Origin of the sequence: Nibricoccus aquaticus (genome assembly GCF_002310495.1) — a bacterium.
Lineage (GTDB): Bacteria > Verrucomicrobiota > Verrucomicrobiia > Opitutales > Opitutaceae > Nibricoccus > Nibricoccus aquaticus.
In genome coordinates, this window is sequence record NZ_CP023344.1 from 1,546,712 (window position 1) to 1,565,325 (window position 18,614).

General features: G+C 66.0%; 16 protein-coding genes. 13 read left to right on the forward strand and 3 right to left on the reverse strand.

Annotated features, from left to right (window positions below):
• Window positions 1-32: 32 nt before the first annotated feature.
• Both CMV30_RS06475 and glpK read right to left on the reverse strand, forming a co-directional pair.
• Entirely contained in the window at window positions 33-3,329 is a 3,297-nt protein-coding gene (locus CMV30_RS06475; protein WP_096055255.1) for a LysM peptidoglycan-binding domain-containing protein, read from the reverse strand.
• Between the two features lie 147 nt (window positions 3,330-3,476).
• Window positions 3,477-4,967, reverse strand: coding sequence for a glycerol kinase GlpK (glpK, locus tag CMV30_RS06480; RefSeq protein WP_096055256.1), 1,491 nt, complete (start codon window positions 4,965-4,967; stop codon window positions 3,477-3,479).
• Window positions 4,968-5,170: 203 nt separating this feature from the next.
• Between glpK and CMV30_RS19770 the strand changes: the two genes are divergently transcribed.
• The 7 genes from CMV30_RS19770 to CMV30_RS06515 all read left to right on the forward strand — a co-directional run bounded on the left by CMV30_RS19770 (window position 5,171) and on the right by CMV30_RS06515 (window position 11,771).
• Window positions 5,171-5,863 carry a glycine zipper 2TM domain-containing protein gene (locus CMV30_RS19770; RefSeq protein WP_096055257.1) on the forward strand — a complete coding sequence of 231 codons (693 nt, stop codon included), beginning with the start codon at window positions 5,171-5,173 and terminating at the stop codon, window positions 5,861-5,863.
• A gap of 117 nt (window positions 5,864-5,980) precedes the next feature.
• The gene (locus tag CMV30_RS06490; protein WP_096057652.1) at window positions 5,981-6,613 is read left to right on the forward strand and encodes a penicillin-binding protein activator LpoB; all 633 of its coding nucleotides are present in this window, start codon (window positions 5,981-5,983) and stop codon (window positions 6,611-6,613) included.
• Between the two features lie 53 nt (window positions 6,614-6,666).
• On the forward strand, window positions 6,667-7,080 hold the full coding sequence (locus CMV30_RS06495) for a YcfL family putative periplasmic lipoprotein (protein WP_096055258.1): 414 nt from the start codon (window positions 6,667-6,669) through the stop codon (window positions 7,078-7,080).
• 70 nt (window positions 7,081-7,150) lie between these two features.
• Window positions 7,151-8,149, forward strand: a complete 999-nt coding sequence (locus tag CMV30_RS06500) for a hypothetical protein (protein WP_096055259.1) — start codon at window positions 7,151-7,153, stop codon at window positions 8,147-8,149.
• 142 nt (window positions 8,150-8,291) lie between these two features.
• A complete protein-coding gene (locus CMV30_RS06505) occupies window positions 8,292-9,533 on the forward strand; it encodes a COG3014 family protein (protein WP_138223171.1) in 1,242 nt (413 codons plus the stop codon).
• A 350-nt stretch (window positions 9,534-9,883) separates the two neighbouring features.
• Window positions 9,884-10,876, forward strand: coding sequence for an aldo/keto reductase (locus CMV30_RS06510; protein WP_096055261.1), 993 nt, complete (start codon window positions 9,884-9,886; stop codon window positions 10,874-10,876).
• A gap of 166 nt (window positions 10,877-11,042) precedes the next feature.
• Window positions 11,043-11,771, forward strand: coding sequence for a 16S rRNA (uracil(1498)-N(3))-methyltransferase (locus tag CMV30_RS06515; protein ID WP_245844420.1), 729 nt, complete (start codon window positions 11,043-11,045; stop codon window positions 11,769-11,771).
• A 115-nt stretch (window positions 11,772-11,886) separates the two neighbouring features.
• Here CMV30_RS06515 and CMV30_RS06520 read toward each other — a convergent pair whose 3' ends face one another.
• On the reverse strand, window positions 11,887-12,480 hold the full coding sequence (locus tag CMV30_RS06520) for an RsmD family RNA methyltransferase (RefSeq protein WP_096057653.1): 594 nt from the start codon (window positions 12,478-12,480) through the stop codon (window positions 11,887-11,889).
• Window positions 12,481-12,703: 223 nt separating this feature from the next.
• On the opposite strand from CMV30_RS06520, the gene CMV30_RS06525 reads away from it, so the two are divergent.
• From CMV30_RS06525 to CMV30_RS06550, 6 genes are all read left to right on the forward strand, one after another.
• Window positions 12,704-13,123, forward strand: a complete 420-nt coding sequence (locus CMV30_RS06525; RefSeq protein WP_096055263.1) for a c-type cytochrome — start codon at window positions 12,704-12,706, stop codon at window positions 13,121-13,123.
• 61 nt (window positions 13,124-13,184) lie between these two features.
• Window positions 13,185-14,144: an MBL fold metallo-hydrolase gene (locus CMV30_RS06530; protein WP_096055264.1), complete on the forward strand. Its 960-nt coding sequence runs from the start codon at window positions 13,185-13,187 to the stop codon at window positions 14,142-14,144.
• 199 nt (window positions 14,145-14,343) lie between these two features.
• On the forward strand, window positions 14,344-16,032 hold the full coding sequence (locus CMV30_RS06535) for a hypothetical protein (protein ID WP_096055265.1): 1,689 nt from the start codon (window positions 14,344-14,346) through the stop codon (window positions 16,030-16,032).
• Window positions 16,029-16,781 (forward strand): MlaE family ABC transporter permease, encoded by a 753-nt coding sequence (locus tag CMV30_RS06540; RefSeq protein WP_096055266.1) that lies wholly within the window; start codon window positions 16,029-16,031, stop codon window positions 16,779-16,781. Before CMV30_RS06535 ends, CMV30_RS06540 begins: the two co-directional genes overlap by 4 nt.
• Window positions 16,781-17,593 (forward strand): ABC transporter ATP-binding protein, encoded by an 813-nt coding sequence (locus tag CMV30_RS06545; RefSeq protein ID WP_096055267.1) that lies wholly within the window; start codon window positions 16,781-16,783, stop codon window positions 17,591-17,593. Before CMV30_RS06540 ends, CMV30_RS06545 begins: the two co-directional genes overlap by 1 nt.
• Complete coding sequence (locus CMV30_RS06550) at window positions 17,590-18,585, forward strand: MlaD family protein (protein ID WP_096055268.1); 996 nt, start codon at window positions 17,590-17,592, stop codon at window positions 18,583-18,585. Before CMV30_RS06545 ends, CMV30_RS06550 begins: the two co-directional genes overlap by 4 nt.
• Window positions 18,586-18,614: the final 29 nt, after the last annotated feature.

Here is an 18,614-nt window from a genome sequence, read left to right on the forward strand (position 1 = left end):
CACCTGCCACGCTCACCGACCCGCCCCGCGCATCAAGGGATGCGCAGCTTCATGCCGATCGTCAGCGCCGCTGGATTCGGCAGGCTCGCGCGGTTCGCATCGTAGATGTCGGCCCAGCGCTCACTGTTGCCGTAGTAACGCCGCGCGATGCGCGTCAGCGTCTCGCCTTCAGCCACCGTGTGAATACGCGCCTCCGCCACTTGCGAAGCCCGCACCGGCGTCGATGTCGGCGAAGACGTGGCCGCCGGGCGCCGCGGCGAACTCAACACCAGCGACGGCGCACCCGCTCCACCCGCCTCGGAAGCAGGCCGGTTCTTGAGCTGGATGTTCTCCGCCGCGAGCTGACCCACTTGATTTTGCGCGTTGCGCAGCTGCTCACGCATCCCCGCGAGTTGTGCCGACGCCTCGCGGCCCGCTTGCGATGCGGCGTTGGCTTCGGCCGCCAGTTTCTCCGCCGCAGCGATGCGCCCGGCCAGCGCCGCGCGCTCGCTGTCCGTGCTCGTGAGCGATTTCTGCAACTGATCGAGCTCCTCCTGCTTGATCCGCGAAAGACCGACCAACGCCGCGTTCCGCTCCGCAGCCGCATCGAGCTCCTTGCGCAACGCCGCCGGATCTTCGCCCTTCGGCGCCGCCGCCTGCTGCTCCAGCACCGCCACGCGTAGCCCCATCGCTTCACGATCCGCGCGCGCCGCCGTCGCCGCTTGCTCCGCCGCAGCGAGCTTCGCCTGCAACGCCTCCATCGCGGCCGTCACCCGCGTCACATCGCCCGAAGCCGCCTGCGCCGCCGCGAGTTCGCGCGTCAGCCGCGCGCTTTCCGCTTCGAGCGCCGCAGTCGTTTCTTTCAACGCCGTTTGCTGCCGCTGCTGCGCTTCCTGAGCGCGCCCCGCAGCCGTGAGTTGCGCCCGGAGCTCTTCGATCTGCTGCGCCGGTCCTTCGCCGGCTCTCGCCGCCACCGCCAGCTGCCCGCGCAACCCGTCACTCTCCGCCGTCGCGCGCACCAGCGCCTGCTCGGCTTCCGTGATCTTCTGCAACAGCCCGTTGCGTTCGCCCTCGAAATTCGCCGCCGCCGCCTTCAACCCAGCAGCTTCGCCGCGCGAAGCATCGGTCAGCGCCGTGAGTTTCCCCGAGAGTTCACTGCGTTCAGCCACCAGCGCCGCGACCTTTTTCTGCAACTCCGTCTGCGCCGCCTGCTGCTCGTCATGCGCCTTGGTCAGCGCGTCGAACTTCCCCTGCAGCTCCTGATACTGCTTCGCCGGGACAACCTTCGCCTTCGAGTCCGCCAGTTGCTTCTTCAACTCCGCCGTCTCGCTCCGCGCATCCGCGAGCGCCTTCTGCGAAATGCCCGCCGTCTTCTTCGCCGCGTCCAGCTCCTGGCTGACGCGCGCCAGATCCGCCGCCGTATTCGCCGCGTCTCGCGCGTTTGCCTGCGCGAGCGCCAGCGTCTCTTTCGTCGCCGCAGCCTCAGCCGTCACCCGCGCGAGCGCTTCACCCGCATCGGCGATCTTCTTCAAGAGTCCATTACGCTCTCCTTCGAAATTCGCCGCACCCGCCTTCAGCGAGGCCGCTTCACGATTCGAAGCATCGCTCAACGCGCTCAACTTCTCCGCGAATCCCGCCTTCTCGGCTTCGAGCGCGGCCACCGACTTCTGCAATTCTTCACGCGCCTTTTCCTGCTCGGCCCGCGCTTTGACCGCCTCCGCAAGCTGCACCTCCAGCGCCCGGAATTGCTGCCCCGGCACCGTCTCGCGCTTCAACGTCGCGATCTGCTCCTTGAGCCCCGCGCTCTCGGCCGCAGCCGCGACCAGCGCCTGCTCCGCATCCGCGATCTTCTTCAACAATCCGTTGCGCTCGCCTTCAAAATTCGCCGCGCCCGCCTTCAGCGAACCGACTTCCTCCGTTGACGCCGCCGTCACCGCCGCCAGCTCCGCAGTCAACCGCGCCTTCTCGGCCGCTGCTTCGGTCTGCACTTTTTTCAACTCGTCCTGCGCGCGCTTCTGCTGCTCGGCCGCCGCGCCTTCGAGTTTCGCCTGGAGTTCCCGGTGCTGCTGGATCGGCACCACCCCGCTCTTCGCGCCCTGCAACTCCTGCTTCAGACTCGCGACGTCCGCATTCGCGACCGCCAGCGCCTGCTGCGACGAGGACAATCGGTCCTTCAAATCCGCCAGCTGGCTGTTCATGCGCGCCATCTCCGTGGCCGGCACCGCGCTCGCCGCCGCCGCCGCGAGCTTCGCAGTCAGATCCTTCTTCTCCCCGGCAAACTTGGTCGCGTCCGACTCCAGCGTCCGGATACGCGTCTGGGCGGCCGCAAGCTCGGCCGCCGTCTTTTCTCCGGCGGCGATCGTCTTCGCCGCCTCGGCCTGCTGCGCCTGCGCGGCGGCCAGATCGGCTCGGAGCGCGGCCAGACTTTTATCCGCATCTGCCGCCTTCCCGGCGGCGGCGTTCTCGGACTCCTTCACCAGACCCGCCAGCCGTTGATTCTCAACCGTGAGTTTCTGTTGCTGCTCGCCAATCGCGGCCAGCGATTGCTTCGCCGCATCCAGCTCTTTCGCCACGGCGCCAGCCCTGGCCAGGTCGGTCTCCAACGCCACAATCTTCAGGCGCAGCTCGCCATCCGATGCCTTCTGCGCATCAGCGATTTTCTGAAGCAGACCGTTGCGCTCGCCTTCAAAATTCGCGGCCGCGGCCTTCATGCCCGCGATCTCCCGCATCGAGCCTTCAAGCGAGGCGGATAACTGATCCTTCTCCTTCTTGAGCGCAGCGGCGGCATCCGCCGCGTCCTTGCCCGCCTTCGTGACGGCCGACTTGAGCTGGTCGTTTTCCTTCCAGGCAGCGGCCAGCTCGGCGCTGATTTTTTTCAGCTCAGCCTCGCGGGCCTCGATCTCGGCGGGCGAGGGGCCGGTCGCACGGATCGGAGAAGCGGATACCGGGCTGTCGGAAATCGGCGAAACCGGGCTCGTCTTCGCAGCCAGCACCGGCGCAGGCACCGCCCGCTTCGCGGCGATCGCATCACGGATCTGCTCGAACCGCCGCTTCCCATCCGAGACCTGCTCCGGCGTCATCTGCCGCGTGACGATCATCAACGAGCGTCCCGTCGCGCCATTATCCGCCGCGAGATTCAACCACGCGTAAGCCTCGACCAGATCGGAGATCGCCTCCTGCGAGTTCGCATAGACCAGACCGAGATTATGCTGCGCAATACCGTCACCGGTCTGAGCCTTGGCCAGCAACGCGGAGAGATCGTCAGGCGAGATGGCAAAGGCGGATGCGCTCGTGAGCGCGGCGCCGAGCAGACTGCGGGCAAAGGTACGGAGGGTGCGGGTGTTTTTCATGCCAGGGCCAAAGATGCGGGCGAGGATGGGAGTGCGGCGGAGATTTTCAAAGCGGCAAATTGAGAAACGACGTCGAAAATAAATGAACCGCGCCCGCGCCCACTCGCTCTGTGGCGAATCAGCTGCAATCGAGGCAGGGACATCCCCTCAGCCCGCGGCCCAGCCTTTCGCCCGATCGACCGCACGCCGCCAGTCCCGCTGACCACGCGCGACCGCTGCGGCGGCAGCCTTCGGTCTGAACGTCCGGTCCGCCCGCCACAGCGCCGCAATCTCGTCTCGGCTTTTCCAATACCCCACCGCCAGCCCCGCAAAAAACGCCGCCCCGAGCGCCGTCGTCTCCGCCACCCGCGGCCGCACCACCGCCCGCCTCAGCAAGTCACTCTGAAACTGGAGCAGCCCTGCATTCACCGTCGCGCCACCATCCACGCGCAACTCGCGCAGCTTCAACCCCGCATCCGCCTCCATCGCCGCGATCAGATCGGCCACTTGATACGAAATACTCTCCAGCGCCGCGCGCGCCACATGCGCCGCCGTCGTCCCGCGCGTGATCCCCACGATCACCCCTCGCGCCTCCGCATCCCAATGCGGCGCCCCCAGCCCGGTGAACGCCGGCACGAGATAAACCCCGCCATTGTCCGGCACGCGCGCCGCCAGTTCTTCGACATCGCCCGAACGCGCGATCACCCCCAGCCCATCGCGCAGCCACTGCACCACCGCACCGCCTATAAAGACGCTCCCCTCCAGCGCGTACTCCGTGCGCTCGCCGATCTTCCACGCGAGCGTCGTCAGCAGCTGGTGCTTCGACGCCACCGGCTTCGCCCCCGTGTTCAACAACATGAAACACCCCGTGCCGTACGTGTTCTTCGCCATCCCCGGCCGGAAACACCCTTGCCCAAACAACGCCGCGTGTTGATCCCCCGCCACCCCCGCGATCCGCACACCACGCAGAGCCGGAATCGACGACACTTCCCCATAAACTTCGCTGCACGAACGGATCTCCGGCAACACTGTGCGCGGGATGCGCAATATCTCCAGCAGCTCCTCGTCCCACCCACCCGTGCACAGATTGTAGAGCAACGTCCGCGAAGCATTCGTGGCATCGGTCGCGTGGATACGCCCGTCGGTCAGCTTCCACAACAGCCACGCATCCACCGTCCCAAATGCCAGCGCCCCTCGCCCCGCCCGCCTCCTCGCGCCTGGCACATGATCGAGCAGCCACGCCAGCTTCGTCCCCGAGAAATACGGATCGAGCAACAGCCCCGTCTTGCGCCGAAATAGCACCTCGTGCCCCGCCTTCTTCAACCGCGCGCACATCCCCGCCGTCCGCCGATCCTGCCACACGATCGCCCGCGCCAGTGGTTTCCCCGTCGCCCGGTCCCACAGCAACGTCGTCTCACGCTGGTTCGTCAGCCCGATCGCCGCGATTTGCGCGCCCGTCAGATTCGCATCCGCCACCGCCGCGATCGCCGTCCGCCGCGTCGTCTCCCAGATGTCCTCCGGCTCATGCTCCACCCAGCCCGGCTTGGGAAAATACTGTGTGAACTCCTGCTGCGCTTGCGCCCTCGCCCGCCCGCGACGGTCAAAAATCACCGCACGGCTGGAAGTGGTCCCTTGGTCGAGCGCGAGGAGGTAACTCATGAAAACGGGGCTAAAAACGCAGGGTTAACGCCGCTAAAGGCGCTCAGTTCAAGAAAGCCTGTCCGCGCCTTAAATCACGCGCCCACCGCCGCTTGGCAAGGCCCCACTTCACCTTCGCCCTCCCTCCCTTGATCCCGGTCCGCATCCGCTGAAACCTTGCGAACCGCCCCGGGTCTCATTTGTTGCCTAACTTCCAACCCATCATGAAAACCACCGTCGTCCTTCTTGCCTTGGTCGCCGTCACCCAGACCGCTCACGCCCAGTACATACGTTCCGAAACCGCTGGCGGCGCGCTCCTCGGCGGCATCGCCGGTGGCATCATCGGCCACAACTCCGGCCACGATGCCTGGAAAGGCGCCGCCATCGGCACCGTCGTCGGCGGCCTGCTCGGCTCATCCGTTTCCCGCGAATCCCGCGAGATCCCCATGCCTTCCTACCGCAACGGCTACGGCCGCGACTACGGTTACTACACCCCTTCTTACGCCTCCTACCGTTCTCCGCTGTACCACTCCGACTACAGCCGCAGCCGTGAGCCCGGTTACTATGGTTCCTCCTACACACCTTACGCCTCCACCCGCAGCCGCGCCTCCACCGGCCTCCTCCTCGGCGGCATCGCCGGCGCTGTCATCGGCAACAACTCAGGCGATCTCCGCAACAACCCCTGGCGCGGTGCCGCCATCGGTGCCACCACCGGCTGGCTCCTCGGTTCCATCGCCGACCAGCGCGCCCGTGAACGCGCCCGCGCCGCCGAGATCACCTACGTCTCCACCGCCGCCCCCGAGGAAACGCCTCCCGCCACCCCCGCCCAGACCGTCCCGCAGACCGTGATTATCAATAATAACTACTACGGTAACTCGTCTGCCATGGCCCCCGCCAACTCCCTCTTCGGTCGCTGAACCACGCCGCCCGACTCACGCCTGCGGAAACCTCTTCCGCCTCCGGCTCGTCACCGAGTCCGTGATCGCGTGTCTCCACTCATCTCCCTTTTCCATCAGTACCTTCACCACCTCACCATGAACAAACTCGTCTCCCAAACCCTCGCCCTCAGCGCCGCCGCCACCGGCCTCTTCCTCTCCGGCTGCGCCAGCCAGGGCGTCCAAAATCCCTCCGGCGTCCCCGTCACCGAAATGAAAGCCGACGAACGCGGCTTCGTCGCCGGCACCGGCGTGGAGTCCCAGGACCTCGTCTCCGTCACCGACAAGATGGCCCGCAGCATCCTCGCCATCCCCCAGATCGCCCGTGCCCAGACCGCTCCGCGCGTCGTCATCGATCCCGTCATCAACGAGACCCGCTTCCCCATCAACAAAGACATCTTCCTCACCCGCATCCGCACCCAGCTCAACTCCAAGGCCGCCGGTCAGGTCATCTTCCTCGCCCGCGAACGCATGGCCACTCTCCAGCGCGAAAACGAACTCAAGAAATCAGGTGCCGTCACCGCCGCCTCCGACCCCAACGTCGTCGAATTCAAAGGCGCCGACTTCTTCCTCACCGGCAAACTCCAGGGCATGTCCACCCGCACCACTGCCGGCGTCAGCGACTACATCCTCTACAGCTTCCAACTCATCGACGCCCGCACCAGCGACATCGTTTGGGAAGACGTCGCCGAAATCAAAAAACAGGGCCTCGAAGACGCCGCCTACCGCTGAGCCACCAGCCGCCTCGCCCTCATCAAGCCCACCGTACCGGCCATCCTGATACTATGAAAAAACTACTCCTCCTTCCCATCGCCGCCGCCGTCCTGACCTTCTCCGGCTGCAAAACCCCTCCCGGTCCCTTCACCGCGCAGGACACCACCAAGTACACCCTCGAAAACACCGAGTCCTTCGTCCTCATGGACAAGCCCACCCAGGTCTCCGTCACCTGCACCGGCCTCCAGCAAAGCGTGAAAAGCGATGGCCGCCTCGAAGTCGTCGCCAACGTCAAAAACCGCGAAAACCGCCGCATCCAGGTCCAGATCAGCTGCGCCTTCAAAAACGAAGCCGGCTTCTCAACGGGCGACGAAACCCCTTGGGAAACCCTCATCCTCGGCGAAAACGCCACCGAAGCCGTCCGCTTCACCTCGATGAACACCCAGGCCAAAAAATACACCGTCCGCGTCCGCCAGGCCCGCTAAGTCTCACCGGCCGCCCGCGATGCCCGTCTTCGCGCGCGGCCATTTTTTTAACCCTTAAAAATCTCCCGCCATGAAAACCTCCCGCGCCCTCCTCACTGCGTCACTGGTCATTGGTTCATCCGCCTTCGCTTCTCTCGCTCACGCCGCCAAAGAGCCCGAAGCCCCCGTCCCAGTCACCAACACCCTCCCGCAGGCCCCCGCCTCGCGCGAAGTGTATAACTACGAACAGCGCGCCTATGGCCCCACCGGCGCCATGATCGCCCCCGACAAAGCCCGCGCCGTCCTCGACGCCTTCCGCGCCGCCAACGAAAAACTCGGCTCTCCCCGCTACCTCGTCTTCGTCAACCGCGAGCTCGTCGAAAACTCCGGCCTCACACTCTCCGGCCGCACCGAACGCACCGAATCAGGCCGCAGCGAAACCAATTCCTCCTTCGAGACCGATCCCAACGCCCCCAAGCCCGAAGCCGCCAATCCTCAGACCCAGATCAACGTCGCCGTCGGCGGCGGCAACGCCGGCACCGGCTCCGCCAACACCCCTCCCGGCAAAGGCGCGGTCGATAGCAAGACCACCAAGGTGTCCGCAGAAAACACATACACCTCCACCGGCAAAACCGCTCCCACGCTCGCCGACCGGCAAACCACCCGCGAAGTCGAACGCCTCCTCGGCCGCCCTCTCCGCTACGCCGGCGCCAAACTCGCCGACCCCAAGGTCGCCGCCGCATTGATTGCCGACCGTCCCCTCGACCATTTCACCGCTCCGACCGACGAAGCCGCGCGCAAAGACCGCGAAGCCCTCGCCAAAGTCGCCGACATCGCCATTGAAGCCCTCGTCTCCAGCCGCACCGCCACCGTGGTCGGCGTCGCCGGTGACGAAACCGTCAACGTCCCCGACATCCAGCTCACCGCGATCCGTCTCTCCGACTCCGCCGTGATCGGCCAGGCCAGCTCCGCCGACATCCTCGGCAAAGACCAGCAAGCCGGCCCCCTCGCCAAAAAATTCGACATCCGCGACATCACCGAAGCCACCGCCCTCGCCCTCCTCGAAGATATCACCGTCACCACGAAATAACCCCGATGGAGGCGCGGTGCCCACCGCGCTCAGCGCCGCCCGCCACCCGACGCGATAACGCATCCACCGCCCGCTTCACGTGAAAAATCCCACGCCGCCCGTGTTGCCCTCACGCGCGGCGTCTTTCATTTTCGCCCGCTCCATGTCCCGCCGGTTTTTCAACCCGTCCCGCACCGCCGTCATCGCGCTCACCACCGCGACGCTCATGCTCGCAGGTTGCGCCACCATCGAGCCCACTCCATACGTCCCCCTCACCGGCGACGCGCTTGTCGACGGCAACGCCCAGCTCGCCGTCGCCCGCGCGAAAGACAAAGTCCTCTGGGAGTACCGCATCGCCGCCACCGCCATGCGCCGCGGCCTCTTCGAAGAAGCCCGCGCCAAACTCGACGACGCCCTCGCCCAAGCCGCCGCCAACTACGGCAACATCAACTCCGAGGCCGCCCGCTCCCGTCGCATGTTTCGCAAGGAGTCCGACAAACCCTTCGTCGGCGAACCCTACGAACGCGCGATGGCCAGCTTCTACCGCGGCATCGTTTACTGGAGCGTCGGCGAGCCCGACAACGCCCGCGCCCTCATGCGCTCCGCCCAGCTCCTCGACAGCGACACCGTCGATAAAACCTACGCCGGCGACTACGTCCTCTTCGACTACCTCGACGGCTACGCCTCCGAAAAACTCGGCGGCGACGGCTCCGACGCCCTCGCCCGCTCCCGCGCCAACGCCCGCGCCCAGGGCCGCGCCACCCCGCCCGACTACGACCGCAAAGCCAACGTCATGATCTTCGCCGAGTACGGCCGCGGCCCCCGCAAGTACGCGGGTGGCGAATACAGCGAACAGCTCAAGTTCACCACCGACCAGTCCCGCGCCCGCGGCGCGATCCTCCAGATCGACGGCCGCACCGTAAAGCTCCCCGCCTACGACGACATCAACTTCCAGGCCACCAGCCGCGGCGGCCGCATCATGGACCACGTCCTCGGCAACAAGGCCGTCTTCAAAGGCACGACCAACACCGTCGGCGACGTCGCTCTCGTCGGCGCCGCCGTCTCCGCCAATAACATTCGCCGCTACGACGGCTCGTACAACAAAGACGCAGCCAACGTCGCCATCGGCCTCGCCGCCATCGGCATCATCAGCAAAATCGCCTCCTCCGCTGCCAACTCCGAAGCCGATACCCGCACCTGGGATAATCTTCCTCAGTACATCAGCTTCGCAGCCCTCCGCCTCGCCCCTGGCGAATACCCCGCCACGCTTACCTTCGTGGACGCCTCCGGCAACCCGCTCCCCTCCGGCACCCGCCAGATCACCCTCACCGTCCCCGCCCCCGATCCCTCCATCGGCGCCGCGCCTCAAGACACCGTGATCTTCCTCAGCGAGCTCCCCAACTGACCTCCCAGGAGGGACGACCTCCGTGTCGTCCATGCCCCGCCTCCGAGGTAGGGCGGGGTAGCCTTAACCCGCCGGTTGGACATCGTCGGCTTTCCTGCTACTCGCGCCAGCGCATTGGTCATTGGTCATTGGTCATTGGTCATTGGTCATTGGTCATTGGTCATTGGTCATTGGTCATTGGTCATTGGTCATTGGTCATTCGCGCGCGTCCCTTCGTCATTCGGCCTTCGACCTTCGGATTTCTCCGTTCCTGACTGTAACCCCCGCCCACGCCTCGCCCCCTTCCGCATCGTTCCCTTCCGCTTCCGCCGCCTTTCACTCTTCACCACTCACCCTTCACTCTTCCTCCCATGTCCCACCAACCCTCGCCGACCCGCTACGCCAACCCCGCCCTCTACCGCCGCACCGGCCGCAGCGGCCTGAAACTCTCCCGCCTCTCCCTCGGCCTCTGGCACAACTTCGGCGACACCGATCTCTACGATAACAGCCGTGCCCTCGTCCTCCGCGCCTTCGACCTCGGCATCACCCACTTCGATCTGGCCAACAACTACGGCCCCCCTCCCGGCTCCGCCGAGCGTAACTTCGGCCGCATGCTCCGCGAAGACCTCGCCGCCCATCGCGACGAACTCATCATCTCCACCAAAGCCGGCTACCTCATGTGGGACGGTCCTTGCGGCGAATGGGGCTCGCGCAAACACATCCTCGCCAGTCTCGACCAAAGTCTCAAACGCCTCGGTCTCGACTACGTGGACATCTTCTACCACCACCGCCCCGATCCCGACACCCCGCTCGAAGAAAGCATGGGCGCCCTCGCCCTCGCCGTCCGCTCCGGCAAAGCCCTCTACGTAGCACTTTCCAACTACAACCCCGAGCAGACAGCCCGCGCCGCCGCCATCCTCCGCGACCTCGGCACGCCCTGCCTCCTCCACCAGCCGAAGTACCACATGTACGAACGCACGCCCGAGCGCGGTCTCTTCGACGTCCTCCTCAAAGAAGGCATCGGCGCCATCCCCTTCTGCCCCCTCGCCCAAGGCCTCCTCACCAACCGCTACCTCAACGGCATCCCCGAAGACTCCCGCGCCGTCCGCGATCCACGCTTCCTCAAACCCGAACACATCACCGAGGCCAAACTCACCCAGCTCCGCCAGCTCAACACCCTCGCCCAATCCCGCGGCCAGTCCCTCGCCCAACTCGCGCTCCTCTGGGTCCTCCGCCAGCCCGCCGTCACGACCGCCCTCATCGGCGCCAGCAAAGTCGCCCAGATCGAAGACAACCTCGCCGCCCTCAACTCCCCCGATCTCACCCCCGCCGAGTCCGCCCAAATCGACAAAATCCTCGGCTAACCCCTCCGATAGAGGCGCGACTCCCCCGTCGCGCCAGCTATCGCCCCTCCACACTCCCCGACTCCACCTTCGCTCCCTTCGCCTCCCTCGCGAGACCTACTCCGAAAACTCCGCGCTTCCGCCCTTCCGTGTTTCCGCGATCCTTCCGGTAATCCGAATCCCTCGCGTGAACCTCCTCCTCTTCACCCCCGCCGAAGCCACCACCCCGCTCCCGCGCACCGACCCCCGAGCCGCCCACCTCCTAGACATCCTCCGTCGCCAGATTGGCGATACCTTCGACGCCGGCCTCATCGACGGCCCCCGCGGCAAAGGCACCCTCGCCGCGATCTCCGACTCCTCCCTCACCCTCACCTTCGCGTGGAGCGAACCGCCCCCGCCCGTCGATCCGATCACGCTCCTCGTCGGACTCCCCCGCCCGCAGACCGCCCGCAAAATCCTCCAGGAAGCCACCGCCCTCGGCGTCTCCTCGCTCCACTTTTTCCCCTCCGAACGCGGCGAACCTTCCTACGTCCAAAGCTCCCTCTGGTCCTCCGGCGAATGGCGCCGCCACCTCATCACCGGCGCCGAACAAGCCTTCTGCACCCGCCTCCCCGAAGTCACCTGGACAACTCAACTCCCCGCCCTGATCGCCGCTCTCACACCCTCCGCGCCCCGCATCGCGCTCGACAACTACGAGTCACCCGCACCTCTCTCAGCAGCGCACTTATCACCCGCCTCTCACGCTTCACCCGTGACCCTCGCCATCGGCTCCGAACGCGGCTGGTCCCCCGCCGAGCGCGATCTGCTCCGTGCAAACAACTTCACCCTCGCTCATCTCGGCTCGCGCGTTCTCCGAGCCGAGACCGCCGTCACCGCCGCCGTCGCCATCGTCAAAGCCCGCCTAGGCCTGATGTAGCCGCGCCACTTAAGGCGCGGACTCCGCCTCCTGCACGACCGACCGCTCCTCACCGCACCTCCTCTCCTCTTTCCCCTTCCGCGCCTCCGCGTTTCCGCGATCTCTTCCGTCACTTCTACGTCGTAGCCTCCGCCACCGCCCGCTCCGCTTTCCGATAAAAACACACCGTCGGCTGCCGCGCGCCCTTCCCCAGCCGCCGCACACACGTCCACCCCGCCGGCTCCAGCGTTATCTCCCCTGGCATCTCAAAAACGATCACCGGATCGTCCTTCGCCGCCAGCATCTCGCTCAGCTTCGCGAACACGCTCTCCGCCACGTCGCCGATAATCTCATACGGTGGATCGACAAAAATCAGATCCGGCACCGCCGCGCCCGCCGGCAGTTTCCAGTTCAACACATCCGCCTGCGCCACGCTGAGCGTCCGCGCATCATGCCCCGCGCTCTTGCACACCGCCGCGATATTCTTCTGCACACACGCCGCCGCTTTCGCCGCCTTCTCGACGAAAAATCCCCCCGCCGCCCCGCGGCTCACCGCCTCCAGTCCATACGCGCCGCTCCCCGCGAACAAATCCACAAACCACGCCCCCGGCACCCGCGACGCGATGCTCGAAAAAACGCCCTGCCGCACCCCGTCCGTCGCCGGCCGCGTCGCATCGCCCTTCGGCGTCACCAGCGTGATTCCCCGCGCCGCTCCCCCGCTTATACGCATCGCCCGCCCCCTCCGCACTCCGCGCCCGCTCGTTCGTCGATCCGTGTTTTCATGCGCGCCAACACACCCGCCCACCCCGCACCCCGCAAGGCCAACCTCCGTCGCCCCACTCCCGTCATTCACCTCTTCAACCAACTCCAAAAACCGCACGCCCCATCCCCAACCACACCGTAAACCCGCCGCACCGCTTGCACCCGCGCCCCTCCCCGCTTCCCTCCCCACCATGCCGACCTCCCCGCGAATCCTCGCGCCTCTCCTGCTCGCCCTCGTTCTTCCCGCCGCCGCATCCGCCGCCGACGGCAACCCCGCAAAAGGCCGCCGCACCTTCGCCGCCCAATGCGCCGCCTGCCACGCCACCACCGCCGATAATCGCATCACCGGCCCCGCCCTCCTCGGCGTCGCCGGCCGCACCGCCGGCACCCTCGACGGCTTCGCCTTCTCCGACGCCATGAAAAAATCCGCCCTCACCTGGGACGCTCCCACCTTGGACAAATACCTTGCCGCTCCCACCACCGTCGTCCCCGGCACCACCATGGCGCTTGCCGTTCCCAACGCCGCCACCCGCGCCGACCTGATCGCTTTTCTGAATACACTCACGCCCGCCGCCCCCGCGCCGCCCGCCCCCGCCGCGCCGGCTAAATAAAATCCTCCGTTCTCCTCTACCGTCTTCCGACTCTTCCGCTTCCTCCACACCGTCGCCGCCCATGCCTCGCTTCCCCCTCACCGACCACTGCGACGGCTCCCGCTTCTTCAACCCCGGCGCCCCACCGCTCCCGCACTTCGGCAAAGTCCTCCGCTGGCGCCTCACCCGCCGCGTCCCCGACTGGCTTCCCGTCTCCATCACCCCGCGCATCGCCCCACACGCACCTCCCGCTGACTCCCCCGCCGTCACCGCCACCTGGGTCAACCACTCCACCTTCCTCCTCCAGTTCGCGGGACTCACGATCATCACCGACCCCGTCTTCAGCGAACGCATCGGCCTCCTCGGCAAAATCGGTCCACGCCGCATCCACGCCCCCGGCCTCGCCTTCGAGTCCCTCCCGCGCATCGACGCCATCCTCCTCAGCCACGACCACTACGACCACTGCGACCTACCCGCGCTCCGCCTCCTCGCCCGCGCCCACGACCCGCTCATCATCGCCCCCCTCGGCTTCCGCCCCCTCCTCCGCCGCGCGAAACTCACCCGCATCGTCGAACTCGACTGGTGGCAAACCCACGCACTCGAAAACGCCACCATCACCTTCACCCCCGCCCAACACTGGTCCAACCGCCTCACCGGCCCCCGCTGCGGACGCCTTTGGGGCGGCTTCATGATAACCACCCCCGCCCGCCGCGTCTTCTTCGCCGGCGACACCGGCTATCACCCCGCGATCTTCCACGACATCGCCACCCGCCTCGGCCCCCCCGACCTCTCCCTCCTCCCCATCGGTGCCTACGAACCCCGCTGGTTCATGCGCGACCAGCACGTCAACCCCGCCGAAGCCGTCCAAATCCACCGCGACCTCCATTCCCGCCTCAGCGTCGGCATGCACTGGGGCACCTTTCAACTCACCGACGAACCCCGCCTCGCCCCACCCGCCGACCTCTGCAAATCCCTAGCAGAGGGTAGGATCGCGCCCGATTTATTCCGAGTCATGGAACCCGGCCAGCACCTCACCGTCTGAGACCCGGCCGCCACTCGCCGGGAGCACAACGCCCACCCGGCCTCCGCGCCATCCACCCGCATCACCTCGCCGCCCGCTCTGCCCTCATCGCCTGACAAGTCTGCGCTCTCGTTCATTTAATAAATTGCTACCCAACGCCCGACTCCTCTTGGTTAGGCCCCTAACGATCTTCGCATCTGGCCCGGTTGCCGACTCACCCGTGCCACGCGAAGCGGATGATCGCGCCCTCCTTCTGACTACCAACTCACAACGCTCCCGTCGCCTCACCGCGATGCTCGGCCTCACCGCCGCGCTGGCCGCCGCCGCGCACGCCAAAGAGCGTAACCTCTGGCCCCTCTGGGTCGGCCAGCTCCAGGAACCCACGGCTCAAGAAACCCAAAACGCCGCCACGCCCTCCGCCTCCGCCCTGCTCGCGGCCCTCTCCCCGCTGCCCTCTTCCGAGTCCGCCCCGGTCAACTCCTGGACCTCCGCCGGCCCCTTCCTCTTCAGCCAGCCGCTCCCCACCGAGCCCCCGCGCCTCGACACCGCCGTCCGCGTCTCCGGCTTCCGCCCCTTCTACGTCCAAAAAACCGACGCCACCGGCCGCGTCCTCAACGCCTACGTCCTGCCTCCGCTTTTTCAATACACCTACTCGCCCTTCGGCAGCCGCTGGAAAATCTTCTCCCTCATCAACCGCGAGTCGCCCTCCGCCAACCACGTCACCGGCCCCGCCTCCCGCGAACGCACCGCCTTCGAAGTCTGGCCCTTCTACTTCTCCCGCCAGACCGGCAACCCCGAGACCTCTTACCGAGCCCTCTTCCCGCTCTACGGCAACGTCACCTACCGCTTCGGCCTCGACCGCTGGTCCTGGGTCGTCTTCCCGCTCTACGGCCGCTTCGAAAAAAACGGCGTCACCACCACCACCGCCCCCTGGCCCTTCATCAAAGTCCTCCGCGGCCAGGGCAACTCCGGCTTCGAGCTCTTCCCCCTCTTCGGCTACCGCGCCAAACCCGGCGAATACCGCGAACAGTTCTACCTCTGGCCCCTCATCTACAAGAACGAGAAAAACCTCTCCGCTCCGCAGCCTGACATCCGCCAGGGCTTTCTCCCATTCTACGCCAGCACCATCGACGAAAACTCCGCCAGCAAAACCTACCTCTGGCCTTTCTTCGGCTGGTTCGACCGCACTGCACCCCGCCAGTATCACGAAACCCGCTACTTCTGGCCCCTCTTCGTTCAAGGCCGTGGCGACGACCGCCACGTCAACCGCTGGGCTCCGTTCTACACCCACTCCTCCGGCAAAGGCGTCGAAAAAACCTGGCTCCTCTGGCCCCTCTGGCGCCAGCACATCTCCGACGAAGGCCCGATCATCCAGACCAAACGCCAGATCCTCTACTTCGTCTACAATTCCACCGGGCAGCGCAGCGCCACCAGCACCACCTCCGCCCCCGCGCACAAAACCCACCTCTGGCCCCTCTTCACCACTTGGGATAACGGCGCCGGCCGCCGCCAGATCCAGGCCCTCAGCCCCCTCGAAGTTTTTTTCCCTCACAACGAAACCATCCGCACCGTGTACAGCCCGCTGTTCGCGCTCTACCGCTACGACCGCTCGTCCGCGGAAAATTCCCGCCACTCCCTCCTCTGGAATCTCGTCACCTGGAAACGCGCCCCCCAGCAGCGCGAATTTCATCTCGGCCCCCTCCTCGGCATCGAAAAACGCCCCGCCGAAAAACGCGTCGCCCTCCTCGCCGGTGTGATCGGCTTCGACCGCACCGCCACCCGCGGCTGGCGCCCCTTCCTCTTCAAATTCAAACGCCGCCCCGCCCCGGCGATCATCAGCTCCGCCGCTCAGTCCGCGCCTGCGCCTTCCGAGTCCGACCTACTCGCTACTTCCGCCGCCCAACCATGAAAAACCTCAACACCCTGCTCGACGCCTTCGGCAGCGCGTTGCTCCTCACCGGCCGCGCCTTCGCCACGCTGCCCAGCGCCCCGCGCATCCTCAAGCGCGTCGTCGAACAGGCCTTCCTCGGCGGCTACGCCTCCCTGTGGATCGTCACTGTCCTCAGCTTTTTCATCGGTGCGGTGCTCGCCCTCCAGGCCGGCATCACCCTGAAAGATTTCGGCGCGAAGCAACTCATCGGCACGCTCGTCGGTGAATCCCTCGTGCGCGAACTCGGCCCCCTCATGGTCGCCATCCTCCTCGCCGGCCGCGTCGGCTCCGCCATCACCGCCGAGCTCGCCTCCATGAAGGTGTATCAGGAAATCGATGCGCTCGTGACCATGAACATCCCCCCCGAGCGCTTCCTCGTCCTTCCCCGCCTGCTCGCCGTCCTCATCTACATGCCGGTGCTCACCATCATCGGCGTCGTCGTCGGCTGGTTCGGCGGCGCCGTCGTCTGCAAATACGTCGCCGAAATCGGCGTCGAACCATCGCAATACTTCCAAAGCCTCCGCGCCTACATGACCGTCAGCAAGGTCATGGACGGCCTCATCAAAGCCGAGATCTTCGGCTTCGTCATCATCCTCATCGCCTGCAACACCGGCCTGCGCACCACCGGCGGCCCGCGCGAAATCGGCCACGCCGTCACACGCTCCGTCGTCTTCTCCCTCGTGGCCATCCTCGTGCTCGATTACTTCATCACCAAAGCCCTCGCCTGATGAAAAAAGCCATCATCCAAGAACGCAGCAGTTGCGCCGGCACCGCCCGCCCGCCCGTCGGCGTCGAGGTCTCCGGCCTCTCTAAAAACTTCGGCACCCAGCGCGTGCTCAAAGACATCTCCCTCACGGTGAAGCCCGGCGAGATCTTCACCATCATGGGCCCCTCCGGCTCCGGCAAAAGCGTCCTCCTGCGCCAGATCGCCGGCCTCGACCAGCCCACCAAAGGCACCGCCCGCATCAACGGCCTCGACCCCGCCGATCCCGACACCCGCGACCGCTTCGCCATCGCCCTCGTCTTCCAGGCCGGCGCGCTCTTCAACTCCATCTCCGTTTACGACAACCTCGCCCTCTACCTCCTCGAACACCGGCTCTGCCCGAAAAAGGAAATGCGCGACCGCGTCATGCGCGCGCTCAAAATCCTCTCGCTCGAAAACGCCGTGAAGAAATTCCCCTCCGAGCTCTCCGGCGGCATGAAGAAACGCGTCGCCATCGCCCGTGCCCTCGTCATGGAGCCTCAACTGCTCCTCTACGACGAGCCCACCTCCGAACTCGACCCCGTCATGTCCGCCACGATCACCGAGATCATCGCGACCCTGAAAACCGAATTCAACGTCACCAGCATCGTCGTCTCCCACGACCGCGACCTCGCCCTCACCATCTCCGACCGCGTCGCCCTCCTCATGAAAGGCGAGCTCCGCGCCCTCTGCTCCCCGGCCGAACTTCGCAAAGTCGAAGACCCCGCCGTGAAAGACTTTTTGAATCCCACCATCGATCTTAAAAAACCACGCTACCAGCAATTGGAGTCATCATGAACCAGAACCAAATGACCGCCCGAGTGGGCCTGTTCTTCATCATCGGGCTGGCCCTCATCTGGGTCACCTTCGAAGCCCTCCACAACGGCCGCTTCTCCACCAAGGAGGGCTACACCGTCACCGCCGCCTTCTCCTCCCTCAAAGAACTCAAGGCCGGCAACGACGTCCGCATGGCCGGCGTCCAGATCGGCACCGTCGAGAAAACCCGCCTCACCGGCGGCAAGGCCGAAGCCGTCCTCCGCATCAGCAACGAGGTCCAGATCGCCCAGGACGCCACCGCCATCATCGCGATGGCCGGCCTCCTCGGCGCCAACTACATCTCCCTCGACCTCGGCAAACCCGACGCCGGCACCGTTCCTTCCGGCGGACAGCTCCGCACCAAGGACGTCGCCGACCTCAACCAGATCATCGGCGACCTCGGCAACCTCGGTCAGGAAATCAAAAGCACCCTCGGCCAGATCAGCGGCTCCATGGGCTCCGGTTCCGAAGGCGGCGGCGGCATCTTCCAAAAAATCGACAAGCTCATCACCGATAACAGCGCCAAGATCACCGAAACCACCGGCAATCTTGAAAAAATCACCGCCCAGATCCGCTCCGGCGAAGGCACCCTCGGCAAACTCATCTACGACCAGGCCGCCTACGACCAGCTCCTCGCCACCGTCACCGAAATCAAAGCCGCCGCCACCGACGCCCGCGCGTTCATGACCGACACCAAAGACATCATCGCCCAGGTGAAAAGCGGCCAGGGCGCCCTCGGCGTCCTCCTCTACGACCAACCCACCGCCGACAACCTCCGCGTCACCGTGAAGAACGTCCGCGAAGTCTCCGACAAGTTGAACGACCCCAAGAGCACCTTCGGCCAGCTCATCACCAACGACAACCTCGCCAAAGACATGCAGAGCACCCTCCGCAAAGTGGACCGCGCCATGGACGGCCTCGGCGACCAGGGCCCCATCACCGCCGTCGGCGTCGCCGCCAGCGCCCTCTTCTAAAGTCCTCCCGATGTAGGCGGGGTGCCCTC

Excerpts from the sequence above, each read along its gene's own strand:
- CMV30_RS06475 (WP_096055255.1), bottom strand. The coding sequence starts at position 3,329 with ATGAAAAACACCCGCACCCTCCGTACCTTTGCCCGCAGTCTGCTCGGC.
- glpK (WP_096055256.1), bottom strand. The coding sequence starts at position 4,967 with ATGAGTTACCTCCTCGCGCTCGACCAAGGGACCACTTCCAGCCGTGCG.
- CMV30_RS19770 (WP_096055257.1), top strand. The coding sequence starts at position 5,171 with ATGAAAACCACCGTCGTCCTTCTTGCCTTGGTCGCCGTCACCCAGACC.
- CMV30_RS06490 (WP_096057652.1), top strand. The coding sequence starts at position 5,981 with ATGAACAAACTCGTCTCCCAAACCCTCGCCCTCAGCGCCGCCGCCACC.
- CMV30_RS06495 (WP_096055258.1), top strand. The coding sequence starts at position 6,667 with ATGAAAAAACTACTCCTCCTTCCCATCGCCGCCGCCGTCCTGACCTTC.
- CMV30_RS06500 (WP_096055259.1), top strand. The coding sequence starts at position 7,151 with ATGAAAACCTCCCGCGCCCTCCTCACTGCGTCACTGGTCATTGGTTCA.
- CMV30_RS06505 (WP_138223171.1), top strand. The coding sequence starts at position 8,292 with ATGTCCCGCCGGTTTTTCAACCCGTCCCGCACCGCCGTCATCGCGCTC.
- CMV30_RS06510 (WP_096055261.1), top strand. The coding sequence starts at position 9,884 with ATGTCCCACCAACCCTCGCCGACCCGCTACGCCAACCCCGCCCTCTAC.
- CMV30_RS06520 (WP_096057653.1), bottom strand. The coding sequence starts at position 12,480 with ATGCGTATAAGCGGGGGAGCGGCGCGGGGAATCACGCTGGTGACGCCG.
- CMV30_RS06525 (WP_096055263.1), top strand. The coding sequence starts at position 12,704 with ATGCCGACCTCCCCGCGAATCCTCGCGCCTCTCCTGCTCGCCCTCGTT.
- CMV30_RS06530 (WP_096055264.1), top strand. The coding sequence starts at position 13,185 with ATGCCTCGCTTCCCCCTCACCGACCACTGCGACGGCTCCCGCTTCTTC.
- CMV30_RS06540 (WP_096055266.1), top strand. The coding sequence starts at position 16,029 with ATGAAAAACCTCAACACCCTGCTCGACGCCTTCGGCAGCGCGTTGCTC.
- CMV30_RS06545 (WP_096055267.1), top strand. The coding sequence starts at position 16,781 with ATGAAAAAAGCCATCATCCAAGAACGCAGCAGTTGCGCCGGCACCGCC.
- CMV30_RS06550 (WP_096055268.1), top strand. The coding sequence starts at position 17,590 with ATGAACCAGAACCAAATGACCGCCCGAGTGGGCCTGTTCTTCATCATC.